This is a genomic window from Vibrio splendidus (assembly GCF_024347615.1).
Lineage (GTDB): Bacteria > Pseudomonadota > Gammaproteobacteria > Enterobacterales > Vibrionaceae > Vibrio > Vibrio splendidus.
This window is the reverse complement of sequence record NZ_AP025509.1, coordinates 1,000,679-1,021,265: the sequence shown is the minus strand read 5'-3', so window position 1 is coordinate 1,021,265 and position 20,587 is coordinate 1,000,679. Positions and strand designations below refer to the sequence as shown.

The window sequence follows — 20,587 nt, the reverse complement described above, 5'->3', positions numbered from 1 at the left end:
AGTAGTCGATAAAAATGCTAAGTATTTGTATTTCAATTAACTACGGTTTGGTTCTGCATTACGATCACAGTGGGGAGTCGAGTGTTCAATCACCTTAGCTGTTTGGCAAAAGGGCTACGATAAACAGAAGAAAGGCGTTAGCAGACCTGAGTTTGCCAACGCCTTTTTATTGAGTGCCTTTTATATTTAGTGTCTTTAGCTGGCTCTATGGAGTTTCAACTCTAACTATCAGTTAGGAATCATCGAGCACAGCGGGACGCTTAGAAATAATGAAACACTGGAGGTTCATGCATTAAGAAGTTTTGATGCGAGATGTTCCAAGCATAAGCGCCTGCTAGAGTGAACACCACATAGTCACCGATATCGACTTGCTCGATATGTTGATTTCGTGCCAGAACATCTTTTGGTGTACAAAGCTGTCCAACCAACGTGGCTGTGGCATGGTTTATCGGATGTGAAATCGTGGGTTGCTGATTACTTTTCACGATTGCAAAAGGGTGGTCATGGCTTTGCGCTGCCGGAGTACGGAAATGATGCGTGCCACCACGGGCAATCACAAAATGCTCGCCAAGATTTTGTTTAATATCCAAGACCTCCATTACGTAATAGCCACAAGGTGCAGAGATGTAGCGGCCACATTCAAAACGCAGCTTCCAATCTTGTAAATGTTCCTTGGAAATCAGGAACTCCAATTTGTCGCAGAACTCCATCCAAGGAAAATGTTGTTTAGGGTTTTGGTAATTGATCCCCATACCTCCACCGAGGTTGATGATCAACTCATCGAGTGAGAACGTTTTTTTCCACTCTTTGACCACTTGGAAATAGCGTTGCATCAAGGCGAGGTGGCGATCAACGTCGAGTTGATGTGACATCAAATGGAAGTGAAAGCCTTTCAGCTTTATTAAGGGGAAATCGCGTAGGTACATCAAGGCATTACTTAACTCACTCTCATCGAGACCAAACGGGGTGGGCTTTCCTCCCATGGCTAATTTGCTAAGTGTGATGTCACCAATGTCTATGTTCATACGCAGGAAGATCGAAGCAGGTCGATTCAACTTTTGTGTTAAAGAACCAATGCGTTGTAACTCAGTGAGGCTCTCTACATGAATCGCATCAACATCGAGTTCAATTGCTTGCTCCAGTTCACTTAGCATTTTCCCCGGGCCACCAAAGATCAGTGGTTTGTCGAGTTGTTGCTGGTGGAGGTGTGTAAGCTCTCCGCCTGATGCCGCTTCAAAACCATCAACATAAGGGGCTAAAGTGCGCAGTATCGGCTCTGAAGGATTCGCTTTCGCAGCGTAAAATAGCTCTACGTTTTTTGGCAATACATGGCGCATCTGTTTAATGTGCTGCTCCAATGCATCGAGATCATAAAGATAAGCACATAATGGTTGCGTTTGTTGCTTGGCCAATTGCTGGATTTCTTGATGGATAGAGGCTGAAAGTTGAGGAGAATTAAGCATGGTGAACTCCTTTTGAATGAGTTGGCCACGGTGCTGCAACTTGGGTGTAACCGGACTCTTTATCGGCATTTTGCATCAAACGTGTTGTGAAGTTATTTTTGCTTGGGAAATGACCATCGTTAAGCAATGCCATTAGTTCGGGTTGCTGGCCATTGATAGACTGCCAGCGGACGATAGCGTCTTTTAAAGTTCCCCATAACGTATTCTCAAGTGCCGAGTTACCCTCAGCGATAAAGAAAATGGCCTCGCTGATATTGTTAATGAAGGTGCAATAGCCAATACGGTTCCAACCTTGCTCACGGCTGTAGTACACCGATTGACGAGCACGCTCTGAAAGTTGCTGAAGTGTTTCTGATGGCCAAAACTCGCGTAGTAGCTTGGTACCTTCTAAGTCTCGAATCCATACACAGCAAGGCATGCCTTTTTCAAATCCAATCAACGTATTTTGTAAGTGCGGTTCAAACGCAACCCCATGTTTGAAGTAGTAGTTAAAGACGCCCGGAATCAAACAATGCAGATAGCGCTCAAACCACAGCGTGGCGACATTGTCATATTGGCTTTGTGTTGTTTGCGCTTTTTGTTTGAGTTGAGTGGCGATGCAGCTGTTCCCGTCTGTATCGTAAGCAAAGAGGGCACCCGCTAACGTTGGTTGCAAAATATCGGTTTCGCTTAAGGTGAAATTCTCTCGATACAAAATACCAAACGACTCGCGAGCTTTAATAACATCAGTTTGTTCCTGCTCGGCAACCGACTCTAGATCCAATGTGGTCGCGTAAGGTTCAGTCATTACCTTGAATACAGGATTACGTAACTGTTCACTCTCTTTGATGGGATGCAGAATCGAGGTTAATTGAACGGCACTATCGAGCTCATACCATGCGTTTTTACGTACGCAGTTGGTTAAACGTACATTGATAGAGAACTTAGCAAACCAATCCATATCTGGGTGGTACAGAGTGCGCACGGATGAAGTGGGTAAGAGTTTTTCACCACCTAATCCAAGCGGGATGATTTTGCCTTGTTCAATGGCCGTTTTGACCACTGGGTTTTGCAAAAGTGTGTAACTTTCCCAAGGGTGACAAGGGTAAAGCATGGTACCTGCTGAATTGTTTTCATCAGGTGCAAGTTGTTCAAGCATGGTCGTTGGTGAGGTTCGGTCATCTGAACTCAAGACATCAAGCAACGTGGTGTCGACCTTAAACCAATAGAGAGGAACTTTAGCGCCAACCTCAGGGGAACACGCTAGCAGATCATCGATACTGACCCCTGAACGACTCTTTGGCGTTGGATGAAAAGTATGTCCCCAAAGTAACGATTGCTCTGATGCGATAAACGCGTTGTGATGCTGAGGTGAGCTGTCTGAGTTTAGGAACTGTTCGGTGATCAACAAACTGTTTTCCATTTGCTCGATCAGTTCGTGATTGAATGGAATCGTCAGCACTTGTTTTAGGTAACTGAGTAGAAGCGTCAGGGTTTGCGTTGCGTCCAATTTGCACCAAGCTGCGCCGGGCATTTTAGCCCAAGGTGTATCACTGAGCTTCACTTTCCCCAGTTTACTGATGTACTCAACGGGTAAAACCATCAGACCATTTTTCTGAGGTTGATCTTGGTGAGGTAGGTGAATGGCCACGCGTTGGTGAGCGTTGTAGTTTCTTTTCAAAGTTTGAGGCAGAGAGGCAGAACTGTAGCGCCAATTAACCTGTTTCTTTGGTATCGCGTATTCACGTAAGTAACAGTTCACCACGCCCATGATGGTATTGAGTTGGGCTTTTTCTCGGTTTAGCAGTACTTTTTTACGATTTTGAAGAACTTGGTCTTCAGCGTAATACTCACTTGGAGATAATTGAGTCTGTAACATGTTGATGTCCAAATTTTGAATGGATGATCAGCGCGATAGCCGCAATGCCACTGACCAACATAGAAAGTATGAAAGGAACCTCAAGCCAGCCCAAGCTTGATATAAAAGACGCGGTCAACCCAGCCGCAACGCCACCCCATTTAGACATAGCGTCAAAGCGCGAAAATACTTTGCCGCTTTGTCGTCGATCAATTTGGTTTGCTAACGCTTGATGCAAGCCGTGATAACAGCAAACCATGCCAAGTCCGAAAACAATACGAGCAATAATCAACACTTCTTGATAAGGAGTGAGATGCATTGCTGCACTGAGTGAAAGCAAACCAAAGCCTAGCCATAAAGTACGCTGCGCTTGATTGCGTTCAACCTGGTGGCGATCAACCCATTCTGAGAACAGATGGACTTTTCCTGCAAAGAGCAGATAAACACCATGTGGGAGGGCATATAAAAACCCAATCCACGCTTGGCTTGTCACGCCATATTGCTGCACATAAGGCGAGAAATAGGGGAACGTGACGACCATGGCGAAAGCAAAGCTGAACTGCGCGCCAAACACCCAATAAAGCGTATTTAACGAGTTGGTTTGGCTGCTTTGAGCTTTATTCGATGCCTGATCTTTTACAATCCCCTTAGATTTCGCTAAGTCATCGATGGGTAATGTTAAGGTGATCAATAGCGCGAATAGCGGCAAAGCGGACAACCACAGATACGCGTTCAGCGGGTTTGTTTCTGATAAGCTCCAACCAAGCCCTATCGGAGCAATAATTAGCGCCAGACGAGCAGAAAGCTGAGTTTTATTGAGTGACTTACCGAGTGATTTCGCATCGTTGATTTGGCTGGATAAGTAGCTGTTTGAGGCGGCCATGGTGCCACCAAAGGTTCCTTGAATGATAAGACCAAACACAAACATTGAGAGATTATCGGCTAAGCCACACAGCGCGAAGCCTGCTGCAAGCCCGAGTTGAGCACGTAATAGAGAGCGACGTCTGCCATATTTATCAGCAAACTGCCCCCAAAAGCGTGCCGCAACGGCAGTGCAAAAGGTCGGCAAAATGAACAGTACCCCCGCCCAGTCCGAAGTAATGTTTGCATCCAGTGTTGGCAATACCATTGGCAAAAACAGCGGCATTCCTAAGGCTGCAAACGCGGCGATAAAGTGGCTTAAAAGTACACAATAGATGAGTTTGGTCATGATGCGTTAACTCACACTCTGCTTGATGTTTTCAAGGTAAGCGTGTTGTGCTTCTTCGCTGGTTAGCAATAAAAAGTTCGGTGCTGACAAGCCATAAAATTTATTGATATCGCTTGCACCGGATGACTCTTTAGACAACAAGCTACCTGAGCTCAATAGATATTTAGCGTATAGGTTGGGTGACTCAAACAACATCTCGTTTGCGAGCTTGGTGTTGTGTCCTTGTTTGTCCAACTGGCTAAGCTGTTGGGAAAGGCTATTGGCAACCACTTCATACAGATAAGCTGACGTGGCGATTCCTTTCGTCGCCATTGCTTCGACAATCGCGGCAATGTCTAACTGCAAAGTAATCGTGGTAAACATCTGACCAAGAGCAAGTTCGTTGTCTACAGTGATGCGTTGATCTAAAAGCTGCTCACATTTTACAGGCGATTGTTGTTCAAACGTTTGGAAACGTTCTGGCCAGATACGCGCTGCATCGTTGTCTTTCATGGTTAAGGTCATCTTGCCTTGCTCATCGAATGCAATGATGGCGTTTTGTTGGTTGGACTCCAAAGCGATACCGTAACGAATCCACAATGTAAGGTGCACTTTGCAAAGCAGATCAACGTAATCTTTAAACCAAGTCAGCGTATCTTGCTGATAATACTGCTCGGCGAGGTGTTCCAAGAACAAACGTTCATCAGGCATTGGACTGGCAAGCGCAGCCACAGGTACTAGTGCTTTGTCTTGGAAGTAACTCAGCGGGTATTCACGCACAATGTAAGCAAAGGTTTTATCGTCTCCAACATGGCCGCCATGTTTCTCATTACAATGGAAAAGCGTGCCACGTAAGTCTTGATCTGTTTGCTCTAAGTGCGTCAATAAACGTTCAAACCAATGCCCATCATAGAGCGTCGATGGTTTGATTAGGCGAATGTTTTTAGTACCTAAAGATCGCATGATCAGCGGTACTTTGATGTGGGTCTGTGGTGCTTGATTCACGACCACAGTGCGCACTGACAGGGTAGGAGTCACCTCAAGACACGCAACCGGCGCTTCAATGACACCGTCAGGAAGTCGATCAAGACTTCTTAGTGTTAATGGGTGTGCGGGGAATAACTCATGGCTAAGAGCAAAATCGGCGGGCAGACCCACTTGCTCCATCGTTGGCCAACATTCTGGTTGTGGACTGGTCAATGTAACGAGTGACTTTTCGATTGCGAGCCAACGAAGTTCAAAGCTTTGTGCAAATTCTGGCGCGAATTGCTCTAGGTCGTGATCGCTTAAACCGAACTTAGCACGTGCTGTCGGGTAGTAAGGATGGTCAAGATAGGATGCGATTTGATCGGCACGTAATAGCTTTTTCTCCCAACGTTCTAGTTGAGAAATCGGCAGCATGAGTGCTTCCGAGTGCTGGCTGAATGCGCTATCACACAATCCTTTGTGTTTTTCTGCGCATTCGAGTTCTTGCAAATAACCATCTAATAACGAATGCGAGCTTTCGTGAGCACTCACTTTCAGTAATTCGATCCAATCTTGATAGTGCTGCTGTGCTTCAACGACACCATTTCTCTCGATGAGCCAACCATCACCTTTCGAACCATCTGTTTGGCCGTATACCCAACGCTGCATGTAATAGCTCGGAGTAACGGGCAAGTAGAGTGTAAAGTCTGAACCCTCAAAAACAGCCCAAATTTGATTACGAGGATAAGAAGATAACTTGAGTGTACTCGGGAGCTGAGATTCAAATCGGCTTTGAGAAACTAATCCGAATAAATCTTCACGCAAGCAAGTATCGACTAAGCGTTGAGTGAGGTATAACGCGTTTTCATTCATGCTGTTACCTCGTTTGTTGCTGTTAGATTGAAGCGAGAGATTGCCTGTTGTAGCGCGGGTTCTAGTGTTCGACCAGAAGGAGAAACGACCGAAATTCTCGCTAGGTAATCCTTGTTGGAGAAACTTTGTTGGAACGTCTCACCAACCTTCTTAAGCACTTGCTGTTGAGTGACAATATCGCCCTCTTGGTGAATGAAAGAGGTTGATGACCCTTCAATCAAACCGCTTTGTTGCGCCACTACATAGTGCACATGGGCACTGCCATCAATACGAAATATAGGGTCAAGCTTGTGACCCAAGTGAAGATTTAAGATGGTATTGAACCAATTCCCGCCACTGAGGTTATCAAGCAAAAATTCCCGGCCATCACCAATACTTCGATAGTTGATCTCGACCAGTACCGGCCCCGAATCTGTGATGATGAATTCGCTATGACAGACACCAAACCCCACCCCAAATGTTTGAAGCTGACGTATACATTCTTCTCGGTAGTGCACGCTGTTAATACCATTCCAACTCGCCGCTGTTTCGATGAAGTAAGGTGGCGCAGAGAGTTCTACATCGAACCCACCAAGTGCGACTAAATTTTCCCCGTCGCCAATGGTTTCGACAGTGATAAGCGGACCTTGTAAAAACGCCTCAACCAAAATGGGAGCCGTAGGGTGCTTTTGCCAAAACGTATCGCAATAGTTATCCAGCTCAGCTGCAGACTCGCAGCGCTGCACGTCTAAACTAGCCACGCCTTCCTTGGGCTTCGCAACGACAGGAAAATCGAAATCGAATACAGGAGCGCTCTCTCGACTTAACAAAACACTTTGAGTATTAGGTAACGATTTTTCGTTGAGAACCTGACGAGTTAAGTATTTGTTTTTCGCCTTAAGAGTCACATTCCAATCTTTAGTCGGCACGCCAAAGAACTGTGCACAGATTGCGGTGGAAGTTTGTAGGTGGTCGCTGTTACTGAAAACAGCATGAGGTTCTAGCTCTTGCTCTGTGATGATTTCGATGAGTTCAAGAGGGTTGAAGACATCGCATTCCAAAATTTCATCGGGATTAAAGCGGTCATCTTCATTTGCCAGTTTTAAGTGGTTGAGTTTGTGGTCTGTGATCAAAATGACGTGGAGACCCATCGCTTTTGCTGTCGGCACGAAGCCGTGAGTGATCGCATCATTCACGACGTGACTCACGATGATTATCGTAGATTTCATGGGGCTTTCCTAATTTCCAAAACGTTGTTGTCGCCTGCTCACAACTCGCTTTCAAGTGCTCTCTTTCGGGGTTAAAAGAAAGAGAATTTTTCTATCTTATTGTTTTTATTGATTCTTATATCATTAGTGGTGTTGCATATTGCAAAGTAAATATAGATCAAAAAATATATATTGCAAATATAAATGATATTTGTTCTTATTCGCAATATTGTTATTTTATAAACTAAAACGGAATTAGAAAATGAACATTAGATTGGCCTTGTCCCCTCTCGCTTTGGCTATTGGAGGTGCATTAACCGTAGTGGCTACCGTGTCGAATGTAATGGCTGCAGAAGAAGTAACGGTGGATGAAACTCTACAAGTTATTGGTCATCAGTACGAAGGTTACGCGGAGCACATGCCGCAGTCGGGTACCAAAACGGATGTCGAATGGTTGGATGTACCGCAGGCAGTATCGGTGGTCACAAAGACGGAAATGGAAGACCGCGGTGCTGTACGTTTGGTGGATGCACTTGATGGTGTTGCAGGGGTTAACAATACCTTGGGTGAGGGAAGCCGAGACCAATTTGTGATTCGTGGTTTTGATGCGCTCAACGACATGTACCGTGATGGTATGCGTGATGACGGGACTCTGCAATCGTACCGAAGCCTAGCGAATATCGAACGTGTCGAAGTGGTAAAGGGCCCTGCAGGCGCACTTTACGGCCGAGGTTCTGCGGGCGGTATCATCAACTTGGTCACCAAGCGCGCTAACGGTGATAATTTCACACACGTCAATGGCAGTGTTGGCAGCAATAATCTTTTTGTTGGTCAGGTTGACAGCTCGATGGCGCTTAGTGACAAGGTTAGTGGTCGTATCAACGTGGAAAGTCGACAGTCTGATTCCTATGTAGATCACGTCGACTCTAATGATTTCTTTATCGCACCCACCATTCGTGTATTGCCTGCTGAGGGGCATACCATTGATCTCGATGTAGAATATGCGCACCAAGAGCTAGTGCCATATCGTGGTGTTCCATCTAAAAATGGTAAGCCTGTCGATGTCTCTGAAAGCACATTTTACGGTGGCACGAATGACTATCAAGAGTCAGACAGCATCCGTGTTGGCGTTAATTATGAATGGCTTTTGAACAGTGAATGGGCATGGACAAACCGCGCAGCATACAACCATATCGAGCTTGAGCAAAAGGGTACACGCCAAGGGACGGTAACTGGGAATGAAGTATCTCAGACTGTAAATAACTTCGGTTACGATCCTCGTACCACGACGACTCTTCAATCTGAGCTAGTTTGGGAAACCGATTCGAACCAAATGATGATCGGTGCGGATTATAATCAGATCAATATCGACTTAACGCTCGCAAGTGATAAAACCTTACCTCCAAAAGATATCTACAACCCTGTAGCAGGCCCAACACCTGATCCGGGTTTCAAACCTTTCCGTGATAACACGACAACGACGACAGGTGTCTACATTCAAGACGTTTACACCTTTGGTGATCTTTCAGTGATCGGCAATGTGCGTTACGACTCGATGGAGCTTGAACAGCAAAAAGCGGGCTCAGCAAAAGAGAATCTAGACGATGACAAAGTGAGCTACCGCGGTGGTTTGGTCTACCGAATCAACAACGATATGTCAGTGTACGCAAGCTTAGCTCGTTCATGGCAATTGCCTTACTCAGGTATCTACATCAACCCTAAATTAGCAGAATTCTTCCACACCGATCTAAAAGAAATTGGCGCAAAAGCTTACCTATTAGATAACGCTTTGATGCTGAATGCTGCGGTCTTCCAAATTGATCAAGAGCAACCAGAAACGAATATAGACGGCGACGTTGTTAACAAGATCGAAGCTCGTCACCAAGGTATTGAATTAGAAGCTCGCGGTCAGTTTACCGAGCAGTGGGACATTTCTGTAGGCTACAGCTATTTAGACGCGGAGAACAAAGAGACAGGCAAAAAGCCAAACGATGTGTCTGATCATTTGTTCTCTCTTTGGAGCACTTATCAGTTAGATGACAACTGGCGTTTAGGTGGTGGCGTGAAATACGTAGGCGACCGTTACGCGGGTAATGATGAAGCGGTAGCTCTGGGTGACTACACCACGGTTGACTTGATGGCAGCGTACACCACGGGTCGTCACAAAGTTCAAGCGAATGCTTACAACGTGCTTAATGAGAAATACATTCTGGGCGCAACCAACGGCACGTCTGGTACTAATCAGATTGGTTACGGAGCACCAGCCGAATTTATGCTCAGCTACGGCTATCAGTTTTAAAAGCTAATTCAGTTCTAAGAGTTCGTTCATTTCTAAGAGCTAGTTCGACCCTAAAAACGATTGATTTGTTCACTACGAGTGAGTGAACAGTTGGCTTCATTTTGAGGCCGTTTAGCCCATAGGATCAAAGCGCCGAATCGTAAACATGGCCTTTGATCCTAACTTGCCTATTTAGGAGATTTTCATGCCTTACCAGAATTTGGATGGTAAACCCTGTACTCAATCACATCAAAAGTTGCGTCTAAGTGCCCTTGCAATGGCCATCGCTTCAGTGACTTCCATGGGCGCATTTGCCGCGTCAGATCCACAAACGACGACCATGGAAACGGTTGTCGTGACGGGCAGCTTGATCGGTAATTCAGAACTTGAGGATGTGAAAGAGTATCCGGGAGCTCGTACTGTTCTGACTAATGAACAAATTAAAAAGACTGGCGCACTCTCGATTGACTCTGCCTTCCAAAGTGTGCCGGGCATTAAGGTTCAAGACGAAACGGGCACCGGTGTTTTACCTAACATCTCAGTGCGTGGTTTGAAAGCGAGTCGCAGTGGGCACGCTCAATTCCTAATGGATGGTGTTCCTCTGACACTGGCGCCGTATGGTCACACAGGACAATCAATTTTCCCTGCAACGCTGTCGATGCTTGATCGTATTGATATTGTGCGAGGCGGTGCTGCGGTTCAGTATGGACCAAACAACGTCGGTGGTGTGATCAATTTGGTGACCAAGCCTATTCCACATGAGTGGCAAACGGAAATCAGTAATCGCTTTACTGTATTCGAGGATGGCGATACGCCGCTCAACGACTTTTACCTGCGAACGGGTGGTTGGTTAACCGATACGCTGGCACTTCAAGTCGAGGGGAATTTCTTAAAAGGTGAAAGCTTCCGTGAACACTCCGACACAGATGTCAAAAACTTCCAAGCGAAACTGCAATGGTTACTGAGTGATACTCAAGAGCTACAAGCTTTCGTTCAACGCTATGATGCCGACACCCAAATGCCCGGTGCTTTATCGCCAGATGATTATGACAAAGATCGTACTCAGTCGAAGCGTCCATACGATGAATATCAAGGCACTTCAACGCGTTGGAGTCTGAAATATTTACATGACTTGAATATTGCAGATAGCGCCGAATTAGAAATACTGACGTTTGGCCACCGTTCTGAGCGTTTCTTCCAATGGGGCTTTAACAGCGCTGGCGGTCACTGGGCGGACCCGGCATTACCATCAACCGATATTCGTACGTCACCACGTGAATTTGCTGTTTATGGTGTTGAACCTAAACTCGCGATGTACTTTGACGGAAATACCGTAACGCAAAATGTGATTGTTGGGGCACGCTACGTCAACGAAGATATCGATTACAAGCTGACTCAAACGCCAATTGCTGGTGGTGCTACAACAACCCCACGTGATTGGCACTTAGATACTGACGCTTTTGCTGGTTACATCAGCAATGAAATCGGCCTGTTCAATGACGTACTGAAAGTCACGCCGGGTATTCGTTACGAATCGATTGATATGACGTTTGATGATCTGGGTACAGCACAGAGCACAGACAACAAAGTGACGGAGTGGTTGCCGGGCTTAACCGTGGCATACCACCTGACAGAGCAATGGGTTGGTTACACTAATGCACAGAAATCTCTGCGTGCACCACAAATTGCTTACATTCGAGGCAAGGGTGAAGAGGGCAGTGAGCTCGCATGGAACTACGAGTTGGGTGCTCGCTACAACCAAGATTCAACCAGCTTTAACATTGCACTTTACCGCATTGATTTTGAAGATCAGCTGCAATGGCAAAGTGCTACCCAAACTTTCGATAACATTGGTAAAACCCTTCACCAAGGTGTTGAGCTCTCTGGTCGTTATATTCCTCAAGCGATGCAAGCTTTGAGTTTGGGCGCTGGCTATAACTACTTAGATGCAACGTTAGAGGAAGAGGGTGCAAACAAAGGTAATCAACTCCCTTACACGTCCAAACACCAATTTAGCTGGGATGCGACTTACGCCTTTAGCAAGGTAGATACGACTTTGTCTGGTTACTACTTCAGCGAGTCTTACTCTGACAATGCGAATACAAGTGCCGAAGATGCAACGGGCGCGACAGGTAAAGTGCCTGCCTACATGGTCTGGAACTTTAACCTAGGTTCGGATTTGTACAAGGATGAAAACAGTAAGCTGCGAATGAACCTTGCGGTGAACAACTTGTTTGATGAGGACTATTACTTCCGCGGTATTGATACCAGCCCGGTTGGTCGTTATCCAGCCCCAGGACGTTCTTACACTTTGGATCTGAATTATCAGTTCTAATACGTAATTTATTGAAAGTAATAACGAATAAAAGTCGCCAATACTCTTGGCGACTTTCACGGTTCTAGCGTTTAAGGAAAATTAAATATGGAAAACAGCTCTCGCCTTTTGTTTTCGAATCCATTGCTGCTGTCGAACGGACTGCTGTCATTCAATAAGCAGTGTTTATTCAGCAAGATAGCGATAACCTTAACTTTGCTGATTTTAAGCTTGTTCTCATTCTCCAGTTCAGCACAAACTAGGGTCATACAAGATGAGCAAGGTCAGTTTGAGATCGCCACTACGCCACAACGCATCGTGGTACTGGAGTTCTCATTTGTAGATGCGTTAGCTGCGGTAGGTGTTTCTCCCGTTGGAGTTGCTGATGACAATGATGCTTCACGAGTGATTCCGGCGGTGCGTGAATTGGTTCAACCATGGGAATCGGTTGGCATGCGTTCTCAGCCTAGCCTAGAAGCCATTGCGGTATTAAAGCCTGACCTGATCATCGCAGATGCAGAGCGTCATCGTACTGTATATCAAGATCTACAACGCATCGCACCAACGCTGCTGCTTAAAAGCCGCGGCGAGACGTATCAAGAAAATTTGGAGTCTGCGCTCAAGATTGGCATCGCTCTCGACAAGCAATCGTCAATGGAACAACGAATTCAACAACATCAACACGCCATGGCTGAATTCAAAAGTCATTTCTCGCTCAAACAAACCGTCCAATTCGCTGTCGTGTCGGATAAAGGTATGTGGTTACATAGCCCTGCATCTTACGCAGGTGGCGTGTTGACCGAATTAGGCATTGCGAGCCCTATTGTGAAACCAACAGAGAAGGCATATTTACCAACCAGCTTTGAGTTGTTGTTGAAAACCAATCCGGATTGGTTGCTCCTTGGCGCTTACTCTCATCCAAATATTGTTGATGATTGGCAGAAAAATCCGTTATTCAATGTACTAACCTCTGCAAAAAAACAGCAAGTTGTAGAAGTGTCACCAGCACTTTGGTCATTGAACCGAGGCATGTTAGCGGCAGAACAAATGGCGAAAAATCTTGAGCAGATCTTGGATCCATCATGAGTACGATGTTGTTCTCTAAAAGTAAGCGATTCTGGCCAATACTGTCGTGGCGAGTCATATTATTTACTGCACTAGTGTCGTGTTTGGCACTATCTGGTTACGCAGCCTCTATGACCGGATGGTCTAATTTCTCTTTAACATTGAGTGACTTGATTCATTACTGGTTTGCGTTTGATGAAAACAATATGACTCATCAAATATTGGCGACGCTAAGAGCGCCAAGAGCTTACGTAGGGTTGTTTATTGGTGCGAGTTTGGCCGTCGCTGGGGTATTAATGCAAGGTTTGACGCGCAATCCACTCGCGTCTCCGTCGATTCTTGGCATTAACGCTGGCGCGGCCTGTTTTATGGCGTTAGCTGCAATAGGCATACCTGTGGTTAGTGATTTAAACCCAATCCTTAATGCTGTTCTTGGTGCATTGCTAAGCGGCGGTGCCGTGATGCTCCTCGGTGGTTTTTTCTCCGAACGTTCTCATCCGTTACGTTTGGTTCTCGCGGGTATCGCCATTACAGCGTTATTGCTCGGACTGACACGAGCGGCGCTGATTCTTGCTGACGACATGGCTTATAGCGTCTTGCATTGGCTTACTGGCTCACTGTCTAGTGTCGATGATGAGCAATGGCAACAGCTTTGGCCGCCTGTAGTGATTGGTTTGGTGTTGGCAATGAGTCTTGCTCGCAACCTCAACTTACTGGCACTTGGTGAAGAGGTTGCAGTGGGGTTGGGCAGTAACATCAGGTTTACTCGCCTCGTGAGTGGACTGACGATCGTGTTGCTTGCCGGAGCAAGTGTCGCTATCGCAGGGCCAATTGGCTTTGTTGGATTGTTAGTGCCTCATTTGGTTCGACCTATGGTCGGGCACAATTACCATTTACTGATTCCTATTTCAGCATTGGCCGGCGCAGCATTGGTGTCTTGGTCAGATGCACTGTCGCGAGCGATTGCTTTCCCGACTGAAACACCCGTTGGTGTTATTACTGCTTTGCTCGGAACACCTTGTTTTATTTTGATTGCGACGAGGAGATCTTAATGCACCATCACACTAAGATAATTTTGTTATCAGGGATTCTCATATTAGTGGCATCCGCAGGTTTGTTTGTCGGCGCAGCTTCGCTTTCTGTTTCTCAAGTCATCGAACATTTGGTCGCGTTTTCCAGCGACGACTTTGTTATCCATCAGTATCGGCTACCACGTATGTTGCTCGCGATAAGCGTGGGCGCAGGGTTAGGGCTTTCAGGGGTATTAGTGCAAGGCGTGATACGTAATCCGTTAGCATCGCCTGATCTTATGGGTATTAGCGCCGGGGCAGGCCTTGCTGCGACAGCGAGTTTAGTTTGGTTCCCCAATGCACCAGTCAGTGTGCTTCCGGTTGTGGCGATGTTCGGTGGGGTATTGGCTGCTGGGCTGATTGCTGTATTGGCATGGTGGTCAAGGCCAACACCCGCCAAATTGGCGCTGATTGGTATTGCGGTGAGTGCGTTTCTGGCCAGTTGTATCGACTTCTTGCTGGTTACCAACCCGATCGAGATCAACACGGCCATGGTGTGGCTAACTGGCAGTCTTTGGGGCAGAAATTGGCAGCAAGTCCCGTTTATTTGGAGTGCACTGCTCTTGTTGTTACCCATGGCATTATGGTTGGCGTGGCGATTGGATGTGATGGGGCTTGGCGAGGAAAGTGCGACCACATTGGGTACTAAGCCAAAACAGATACAGGCTCTCGCGTTATTGGCCGCTGTATTGCTTGCCAGTGTTAGCGTTTCTGTTGCTGGAACGATCAGTTTTGTGGGTTTATTGGCGCCTCACGTAGCACGCTTGTTGTTTGGGCATAATCATAAGTTGTTAATCCCAGCATCTGCACTGGTAGGGGCAATTCTGGTTACCAGCGCTGATGGGTTGGCCAGAGGTCTACAACCACCTATTGAATTGCCAGCAGGCGTTCTCACGTCTGTGATTGGCGCGCCATATTTCATCTTTCTTCTCTATCGTTATCGAGGTTGGTAACCATGCTTAAAACGCAGAATCTTTCCGTCGCGTACGGCAAACAAACGATCATACCGAACCTGTCTGTTTCTATCCCTAAGGGAAAAATTACCGCATTGATAGGACCTAACGGGTGCGGTAAATCTACCTTGTTAAAGACGTTAGTCAGAATTAACAAGCCAGTGGCTGGAGAGGTGTTGTTTGAAGACAAACCGCTATCAAGCTATGGCGATAAAACGCTCGCTCGTTCGTTGTCACTTCTTCCGCAAATCTTGGTCAGCCCTGAGGGGATCACGGTAAGAAAGTTGGTCGAATATGGCCGTTCGCCTTATGTCTCTCATTGGGGGAGGTTAGGACAGGACGATCAAAGGATTGTCGAACAAGCTATGCGTGATACAGGTGTGCTTGAGTTTGCTGATAAGCCTGTTGAGTCACTGTCTGGTGGCCAGCGTCAAAGAGCATGGATTGCGATGGTAATTGCACAAGATACGGACGTAGTGATGTTGGATGAACCGACCACATACCTTGATATGTCTCACCAGGTGGAATTAATGAACCTGATGCAACAGATGAATGCCAAAGGAAAAACGGTGGTTGTTGTGTTGCATGATCTTAACCAAGCCAGTCGTTACTGCGACCATCTAGTGGTTTTGGAAAAAGGGTGCTTAATAGCAGAAGGTTCGCCTGATGAGGTGATGACCGAAACTATGCTCAGTAAGGTGTTTGATCTTAAAGCGAGCGTGTTTCGTGATCCTATTTCAAATACGCCAATGTGTGTCGCGATTTAGTTATCTGTTCTGAACAACGAGATCACCAAGGCACAAAGAACAGAACACAGGCAAGGAAGCCACATTAGATTAAGTCGTCTAAACTTAAAGTTTGTATGTAGTCAAAGCAGAACAATTTGGGCTCTAAAAACGTTCTCGAAAATAAACGTAAATTAACCCTTTACCTCAACTTAACTTGAGGTATTAGGATATGCAACGTTGCTTACGAGAATACTTTAAGGAGAGAAGAATGATCCAACTTGAACATGTGAATTTAGTGGTAAAAGACATCCCAGAAATGCTGGTTTTCTATAAAGCGGCGTTCCCTCATTGGTATGTCCGTGATGAGGGACAAGGGGAGTGGTCAGGCAAGCCACGTAACTGGCTGCATTTTGGTGACGAGTACCAATACATCGCGTTGAGCGATCACGGTGAAGGTGAAAATAGAGATTTGGCAGGGCATTCGGTTGGCCTCGCACACTTCGCTTATGTGACCAATAATATCGAAAGCGTAACCAAGCGGCTTGTTGATGCGGGCTTCCCAATTGCCAAACCCGGTGCCGAAGAACCTTATCGTAAAAACGTCTACTTTGTGGATCCGGCGGGCTTTGAAATCGAGTTTGTTGAGTATTTGAGTGACGATCCAAAACTACGTAACGCTACAAGCTAGCCGTAATACGCCGCTTTATTAAAGTTGGTTAGCTGAATGAAAACGCGCTAGAGCATTTATAGAAAAGGGCATTGTGGAATAATCCGCAATGCCCTTTTTAGATCTATTTAATCGCTGATTAGCTAAATGGTATTCAGCTCTGTTATTTGGCTATCTACTTAGCTCTAAACGGCACCAACAGTTGTTTGCCAAACACATTGATAAGAGCACCCGTCACAATAAGGCCACCACCTAGGTAGGTCCAAACTGATGGAATCTCATTGAACACCCAAACACCTAATAGTGCTGAGAATACGATCTGAACGTATGAGTAAGCTGAAGCTTTACCAGCCGCTTGAGTTTGCATTGCTTTGGTCAAACCATATTGGCCGATCTGAGTGAAAATCCCGACCAGAACCAGCATCATGGTTAAGAAAAGGCTAGGCCACACAAAGTCGTTCCAGATCAGGGCGGTCGATATTGGCAGAGCGACCAGTGGGAAGTAAAAGATGATCACTGAGCTGTCTTCAGTTTGGCTAAGCTTTCTTACAATCACATAAGCAATTGAGCTACCAAACGCGCCACACAACGCCAGCATAATACTGAATAGCGGCAACTCGCTGCTCGCGCTGCTGTTCATGCTTGGCTGTACCATTACCGATAATCCCGCTAGGCAGAATACAATGCATATCATGGTCGACTTTTGGACGCGTTCTTTCAGGAACAGTACGCCAAGTAACGCAGTAAATACGGGATGAACGTATTGTAGAATGGTCGCTTCTGCTAATGGCAAAGTGGTCACAGCGTAGTAAACACACATCAAGGCTGCGGTGCCTACCGCGCCACGAACAAACAACAGAGGCTTGTTATTGCCCCAGATAGAAATACGTTTGCGCTTCACATCGATGTAGCTGATGATCAACGACACCAAAGCCCTTGCTGCAACAATTTCAAATACAGGTATGCCGTAATTGCTAACGTATTTCACACAAGCTGACATCAGTGCGAATCCAAAAGCAGAAAGGATCATGAACCGAACCCCTACAGGGATCAGTGAAAAAGAGAAAGAAGGCATAAAAATATCAATTGGTTGAGGGGAAAAGGAATCATAACGTAGTTTAGAAGAGCCGACCAAAGTCTTTGTCCTGTTCTGGTCAACTTGATTCAATTAATTCTCATTTCAGTTCTGTTCAAAACTCATCCCGCATAACATCGGCGATAGCTCAGTTTTATAAAATCACCATCAACAGAAGGTGACGCTAATTCAACTCTGATTTATCCGTCGTTTTAATTGTCGTTCTTATTCATATCATTCTTGTGAATTTATAATGAGAGATATGTTCTATGAAACCAATCAATACCCTACTCATATCCGCACTTGCAGTTTGTTCTTTTAGCTCAGCCACTTATGCTGACACTATTTTGCATGCTTTCAATTGGAAGTATTCGGACGTAACGGCCAACGCCGATCAAATTGCACAAGCTGGCTATAAGAAGGTGCTTGTTGCACCTGCGATGAAGTCTAGCGGCAGCCAATGGTGGGCGCGTTACCAACCTCAAGATCTGCGTACCATTGATTCACCTTTAGGCAACAAACAAGATTTAGCTGCAATGATTGCCGCACTCAAAGGTGTGGGCGTCGATGTGTATGCCGATGTGGTACTCAACCATATGGCGAATGAAAGCTGGAAGCGAAGTGACTTGGATTACCCAGGCACTGAAGTGCTAAACGATTATGCGAGCCGTTCAAGTTACTATGCTGACCAGACTCTGTTTGGCAGCTTAGCACAAGGTTTTGTCTCGGCTAACGATTTCCATGCAGCTGGCTGTATTTCAGATTGGAACGATCCTGGTCACGTTCAGTACTGGCGTTTGTGTGGTGCCGATGGCGATGTAGGTTTACCTGATCTCGACCCAAATAACTGGGTGGTTTCACAGCAACGTTTATATCTGAAAGCGCTAAAAGATATGGGGATCAAAGGGTTCCGTATTGATGCGGTAAAACACATGAGCCAGTACCAAATCGATCAGGTATTCACGTCTGAAATTACTGCGAACATGCATGTGTTCGGTGAAGTTATTACCAGCGGTGGAGCAGGGAACAGCGGCTATGAGTCATTCTTAGCGCCGTACCTGAATAATACTAATCACTCCGCGTACGATTTCCCGCTGTTTGCGTCGATTCGCTCGGCATTCTCAATGGGCGGTGGTTTGAATCAACTGCATGATCCTAAAGCGTACGGCCAAGCATTGGATGACAATCGCTCAATTACTTTTGCGATCACACATGATATTCCAACCAATGACGGTTTCCGTTACCAAATTATGGATCCACAAGACGAGCAGCTTGCTTACGCTTACATCCTTGGCAAAGATGGCGGTACTCCGTTGATCTACAGCGATGACCTACCGGATTCTGAAGACAAGGATAACGGTCGTTGGGGCAATGTTTGGAATAGCTCGAATATGAAGAATATGCTGAGCTTCCATAACGCGATGCAAGGTAAATCGATGACGATGATTTCGAGTGACCAATGTACTTTGCTGTTTAAACGTGGCAAAGAAGGCGTTGTTGGTATTAACAAGTGTGGCGAAACTCGTGGCGTGACGGTTGATACCTACCAACATGAATTTAATTGGAATGTTCAATACAAAGACGTATTAAGCAGCGCGACAGAAACCATTTCTTCTCGCTACCATACATTCAATCTACCACCACGCAGTGCGCGTATGTTTAAGCTTTAATGTTTGCTCAACAAAGTGAAACATAACGGGTAGAAAGCATAAGCCGCAGCATTTGCTGCGGCTTATTGTTGTGTAAACGAGTCGTTTTGCAACTGGCGCGTTTTTACGAGCCAAATGTTTAGAAAGGCGAACGGCTATTTGCAATGGCGAACTGTTGGTAAAGCTCCGCCACTTCGACTGGGTTGAACTCATCTTTGTAAGTTAGCTCACTGAGTCGGTGTGTGATGTTTTGCAGTTCATGCGACCGTTGTTGAGCACGCTGCTGATAGCGTTTGAATGCTTGCTCTGTACCTTCAAAGTTAGAGGCAATGCTTTGTGCCAATACGTAAGCGTTCTCAATGCCCAAGCTGAACCCGATACCCATGGTCGGCAGCACAGCGCAACAAGAATCTCCTAGTAGAACAGCATTGCCGCGATACCAAGTATCAAATGGGGCGACATCGGTGAGTGGAGAAGGCAAGATCTTCGATTCAGGCGTATCTCGAATCATATTCAGTAAATAGCTCGGATAGTGAGAGAATTGCTCTAACACGGTTTGTTTAGACAGCGTTTCACCCTCTTGAGCGGCACACGCAGCAAACCAGTATTTGCCTTGGGTTTCTCGATCGTAGGTGTAGGTTACGATTCGAGATTTATCACCCGCAAAAACATAACACTCATCATCGCTGATTTCTGATGCTTTGAAATCAATCTCACCACGGCAGCAATAAACGTTCGGTTGTCTTAGTGACACATCAGGCGCGACAAACTTTCTCACTTGAGAGAACACGCCGTCGGCACCCACAATAATATCCGCATCAATGGGTTCGCCGTTGATCAGAATTTGCGGCTCATCGTCGTTTTGAACAACAGTGCAGGTTTGGTTAGTGACGATGCAGTCATCTCCTAGCTCATTTAATAGCAGTTGGTATAAACGGCTGCGGTGAAATAAACCAATTGGCGCGTTAGCTTTACTCGGAGAGTCACTCATATTAAGTGTGTTGATGGGCAACCCTGTCGCCGTTAATGTCGAGATGGTATCGACTTGGTTACACGCAGCTTTGACTTTATCGACACCAACCAGTGCCGCAAGTACTTGCATGCCTTCTGGCCACATAATGATGCCAGTACCGTCAGCACGTGGTTGTGCTGCTTTTTCGTATATTCGAGCTCTAATACCAAATTTACGCAGTGATAATGCAAGTGCCAAACCATTCAGCCCCGCACCAATAATTGCGACTTTTAGACGTTGTTGTTCCATGACTTTCTCCTA

15 protein-coding genes are annotated in these 20,587 nt (G+C 46.0%); 8 read left to right on the top strand and 7 right to left on the bottom strand.

The genetic code is table 11. The features are described from left to right. Positions 1-260: 260 nt before the first annotated feature. The 5 genes from OCU90_RS21780 to OCU90_RS21760 are packed head-to-tail and all read right to left on the bottom strand — an operon-like array spanning position 261 to position 7,536. Positions 261-1,463: a type III PLP-dependent enzyme gene (locus OCU90_RS21780; protein ID WP_017092036.1), complete on the bottom strand. Its 1,203-nt coding sequence runs from the start codon at positions 1,461-1,463 to the stop codon at positions 261-263. Then, positions 1,456-3,321 (bottom strand): IucA/IucC family protein, encoded by a 1,866-nt coding sequence (locus OCU90_RS21775; RefSeq protein ID WP_061022001.1) that lies wholly within the window; start codon positions 3,319-3,321, stop codon positions 1,456-1,458. Before OCU90_RS21775 ends, OCU90_RS21780 begins: the two co-directional genes overlap by 8 nt. After that, positions 3,293-4,510 carry an MFS transporter gene (locus OCU90_RS21770; RefSeq protein ID WP_061021999.1) on the bottom strand — a complete coding sequence of 406 codons (1,218 nt, stop codon included), beginning with the start codon at positions 4,508-4,510 and terminating at the stop codon, positions 3,293-3,295. Before OCU90_RS21770 ends, OCU90_RS21775 begins: the two co-directional genes overlap by 29 nt. Positions 4,511-4,516: 6 nt before the next feature. Continuing rightward, positions 4,517-6,328, bottom strand: a complete 1,812-nt coding sequence (locus OCU90_RS21765) for an IucA/IucC family protein (RefSeq protein ID WP_061021997.1) — start codon at positions 6,326-6,328, stop codon at positions 4,517-4,519. Further along, complete coding sequence (locus OCU90_RS21760) at positions 6,325-7,536, bottom strand: ATP-grasp domain-containing protein (RefSeq protein ID WP_061021996.1); 1,212 nt, start codon at positions 7,534-7,536, stop codon at positions 6,325-6,327. Before OCU90_RS21760 ends, OCU90_RS21765 begins: the two co-directional genes overlap by 4 nt. A gap of 241 nt (positions 7,537-7,777) precedes the next feature. On the opposite strand from OCU90_RS21760, the gene OCU90_RS21755 reads away from it, so the two are divergent. From OCU90_RS21755 to OCU90_RS21725, 7 genes are all read left to right on the top strand, one after another. Continuing rightward, on the top strand, positions 7,778-9,814 hold the full coding sequence (locus OCU90_RS21755) for a TonB-dependent receptor (RefSeq protein ID WP_061021993.1): 2,037 nt from the start codon (positions 7,778-7,780) through the stop codon (positions 9,812-9,814). A gap of 184 nt (positions 9,815-9,998) precedes the next feature. After that, the gene (locus tag OCU90_RS21750) at positions 9,999-12,128 is read left to right on the top strand and encodes a TonB-dependent receptor family protein (protein WP_061021991.1); all 2,130 of its coding nucleotides are present in this window, start codon (positions 9,999-10,001) and stop codon (positions 12,126-12,128) included. 87 nt (positions 12,129-12,215) lie between these two features. Next, a complete protein-coding gene (locus tag OCU90_RS21745) occupies positions 12,216-13,193 on the top strand; it encodes a Fe(3+) dicitrate ABC transporter substrate-binding protein (protein WP_061021989.1) in 978 nt (325 codons plus the stop codon). Continuing rightward, positions 13,190-14,224, top strand: coding sequence for a FecCD family ABC transporter permease (locus OCU90_RS21740; protein ID WP_061021987.1), 1,035 nt, complete (start codon positions 13,190-13,192; stop codon positions 14,222-14,224). Before OCU90_RS21745 ends, OCU90_RS21740 begins: the two co-directional genes overlap by 4 nt. After that, complete coding sequence (locus tag OCU90_RS21735) at positions 14,224-15,195, top strand: FecCD family ABC transporter permease (protein ID WP_029224331.1); 972 nt, start codon at positions 14,224-14,226, stop codon at positions 15,193-15,195. The genes OCU90_RS21740 and OCU90_RS21735 overlap by 1 nt, the downstream gene beginning before the upstream one ends. Positions 15,196-15,197: 2 nt before the next feature. After that, positions 15,198-15,962 (top strand): Fe(3+) dicitrate ABC transporter ATP-binding protein FecE, encoded by a 765-nt coding sequence (gene fecE / locus OCU90_RS21730; RefSeq protein ID WP_061021985.1) that lies wholly within the window; start codon positions 15,198-15,200, stop codon positions 15,960-15,962. 229 nt (positions 15,963-16,191) lie between these two features. After that, positions 16,192-16,611, top strand: a complete 420-nt coding sequence (locus tag OCU90_RS21725; protein ID WP_061021983.1) for a VOC family protein — start codon at positions 16,192-16,194, stop codon at positions 16,609-16,611. Positions 16,612-16,765: 154 nt separating this feature from the next. Here the strand turns inward: OCU90_RS21725 and OCU90_RS21720 are convergent, their stop codons facing one another. Further along, positions 16,766-17,665 (bottom strand): DMT family transporter, encoded by a 900-nt coding sequence (locus tag OCU90_RS21720; protein ID WP_081089960.1) that lies wholly within the window; start codon positions 17,663-17,665, stop codon positions 16,766-16,768. 269 nt (positions 17,666-17,934) lie between these two features. On the opposite strand from OCU90_RS21720, the gene OCU90_RS21715 reads away from it, so the two are divergent. Continuing rightward, the gene (locus tag OCU90_RS21715) at positions 17,935-19,335 is read left to right on the top strand and encodes an alpha-amylase family protein (RefSeq protein ID WP_017081444.1); all 1,401 of its coding nucleotides are present in this window, start codon (positions 17,935-17,937) and stop codon (positions 19,333-19,335) included. Between the two features lie 118 nt (positions 19,336-19,453). Here the strand turns inward: OCU90_RS21715 and OCU90_RS21710 are convergent, their stop codons facing one another. After that, positions 19,454-20,575 (bottom strand): FAD-dependent monooxygenase, encoded by a 1,122-nt coding sequence (locus OCU90_RS21710; protein ID WP_061021979.1) that lies wholly within the window; start codon positions 20,573-20,575, stop codon positions 19,454-19,456. Positions 20,576-20,587: the final 12 nt, after the last annotated feature.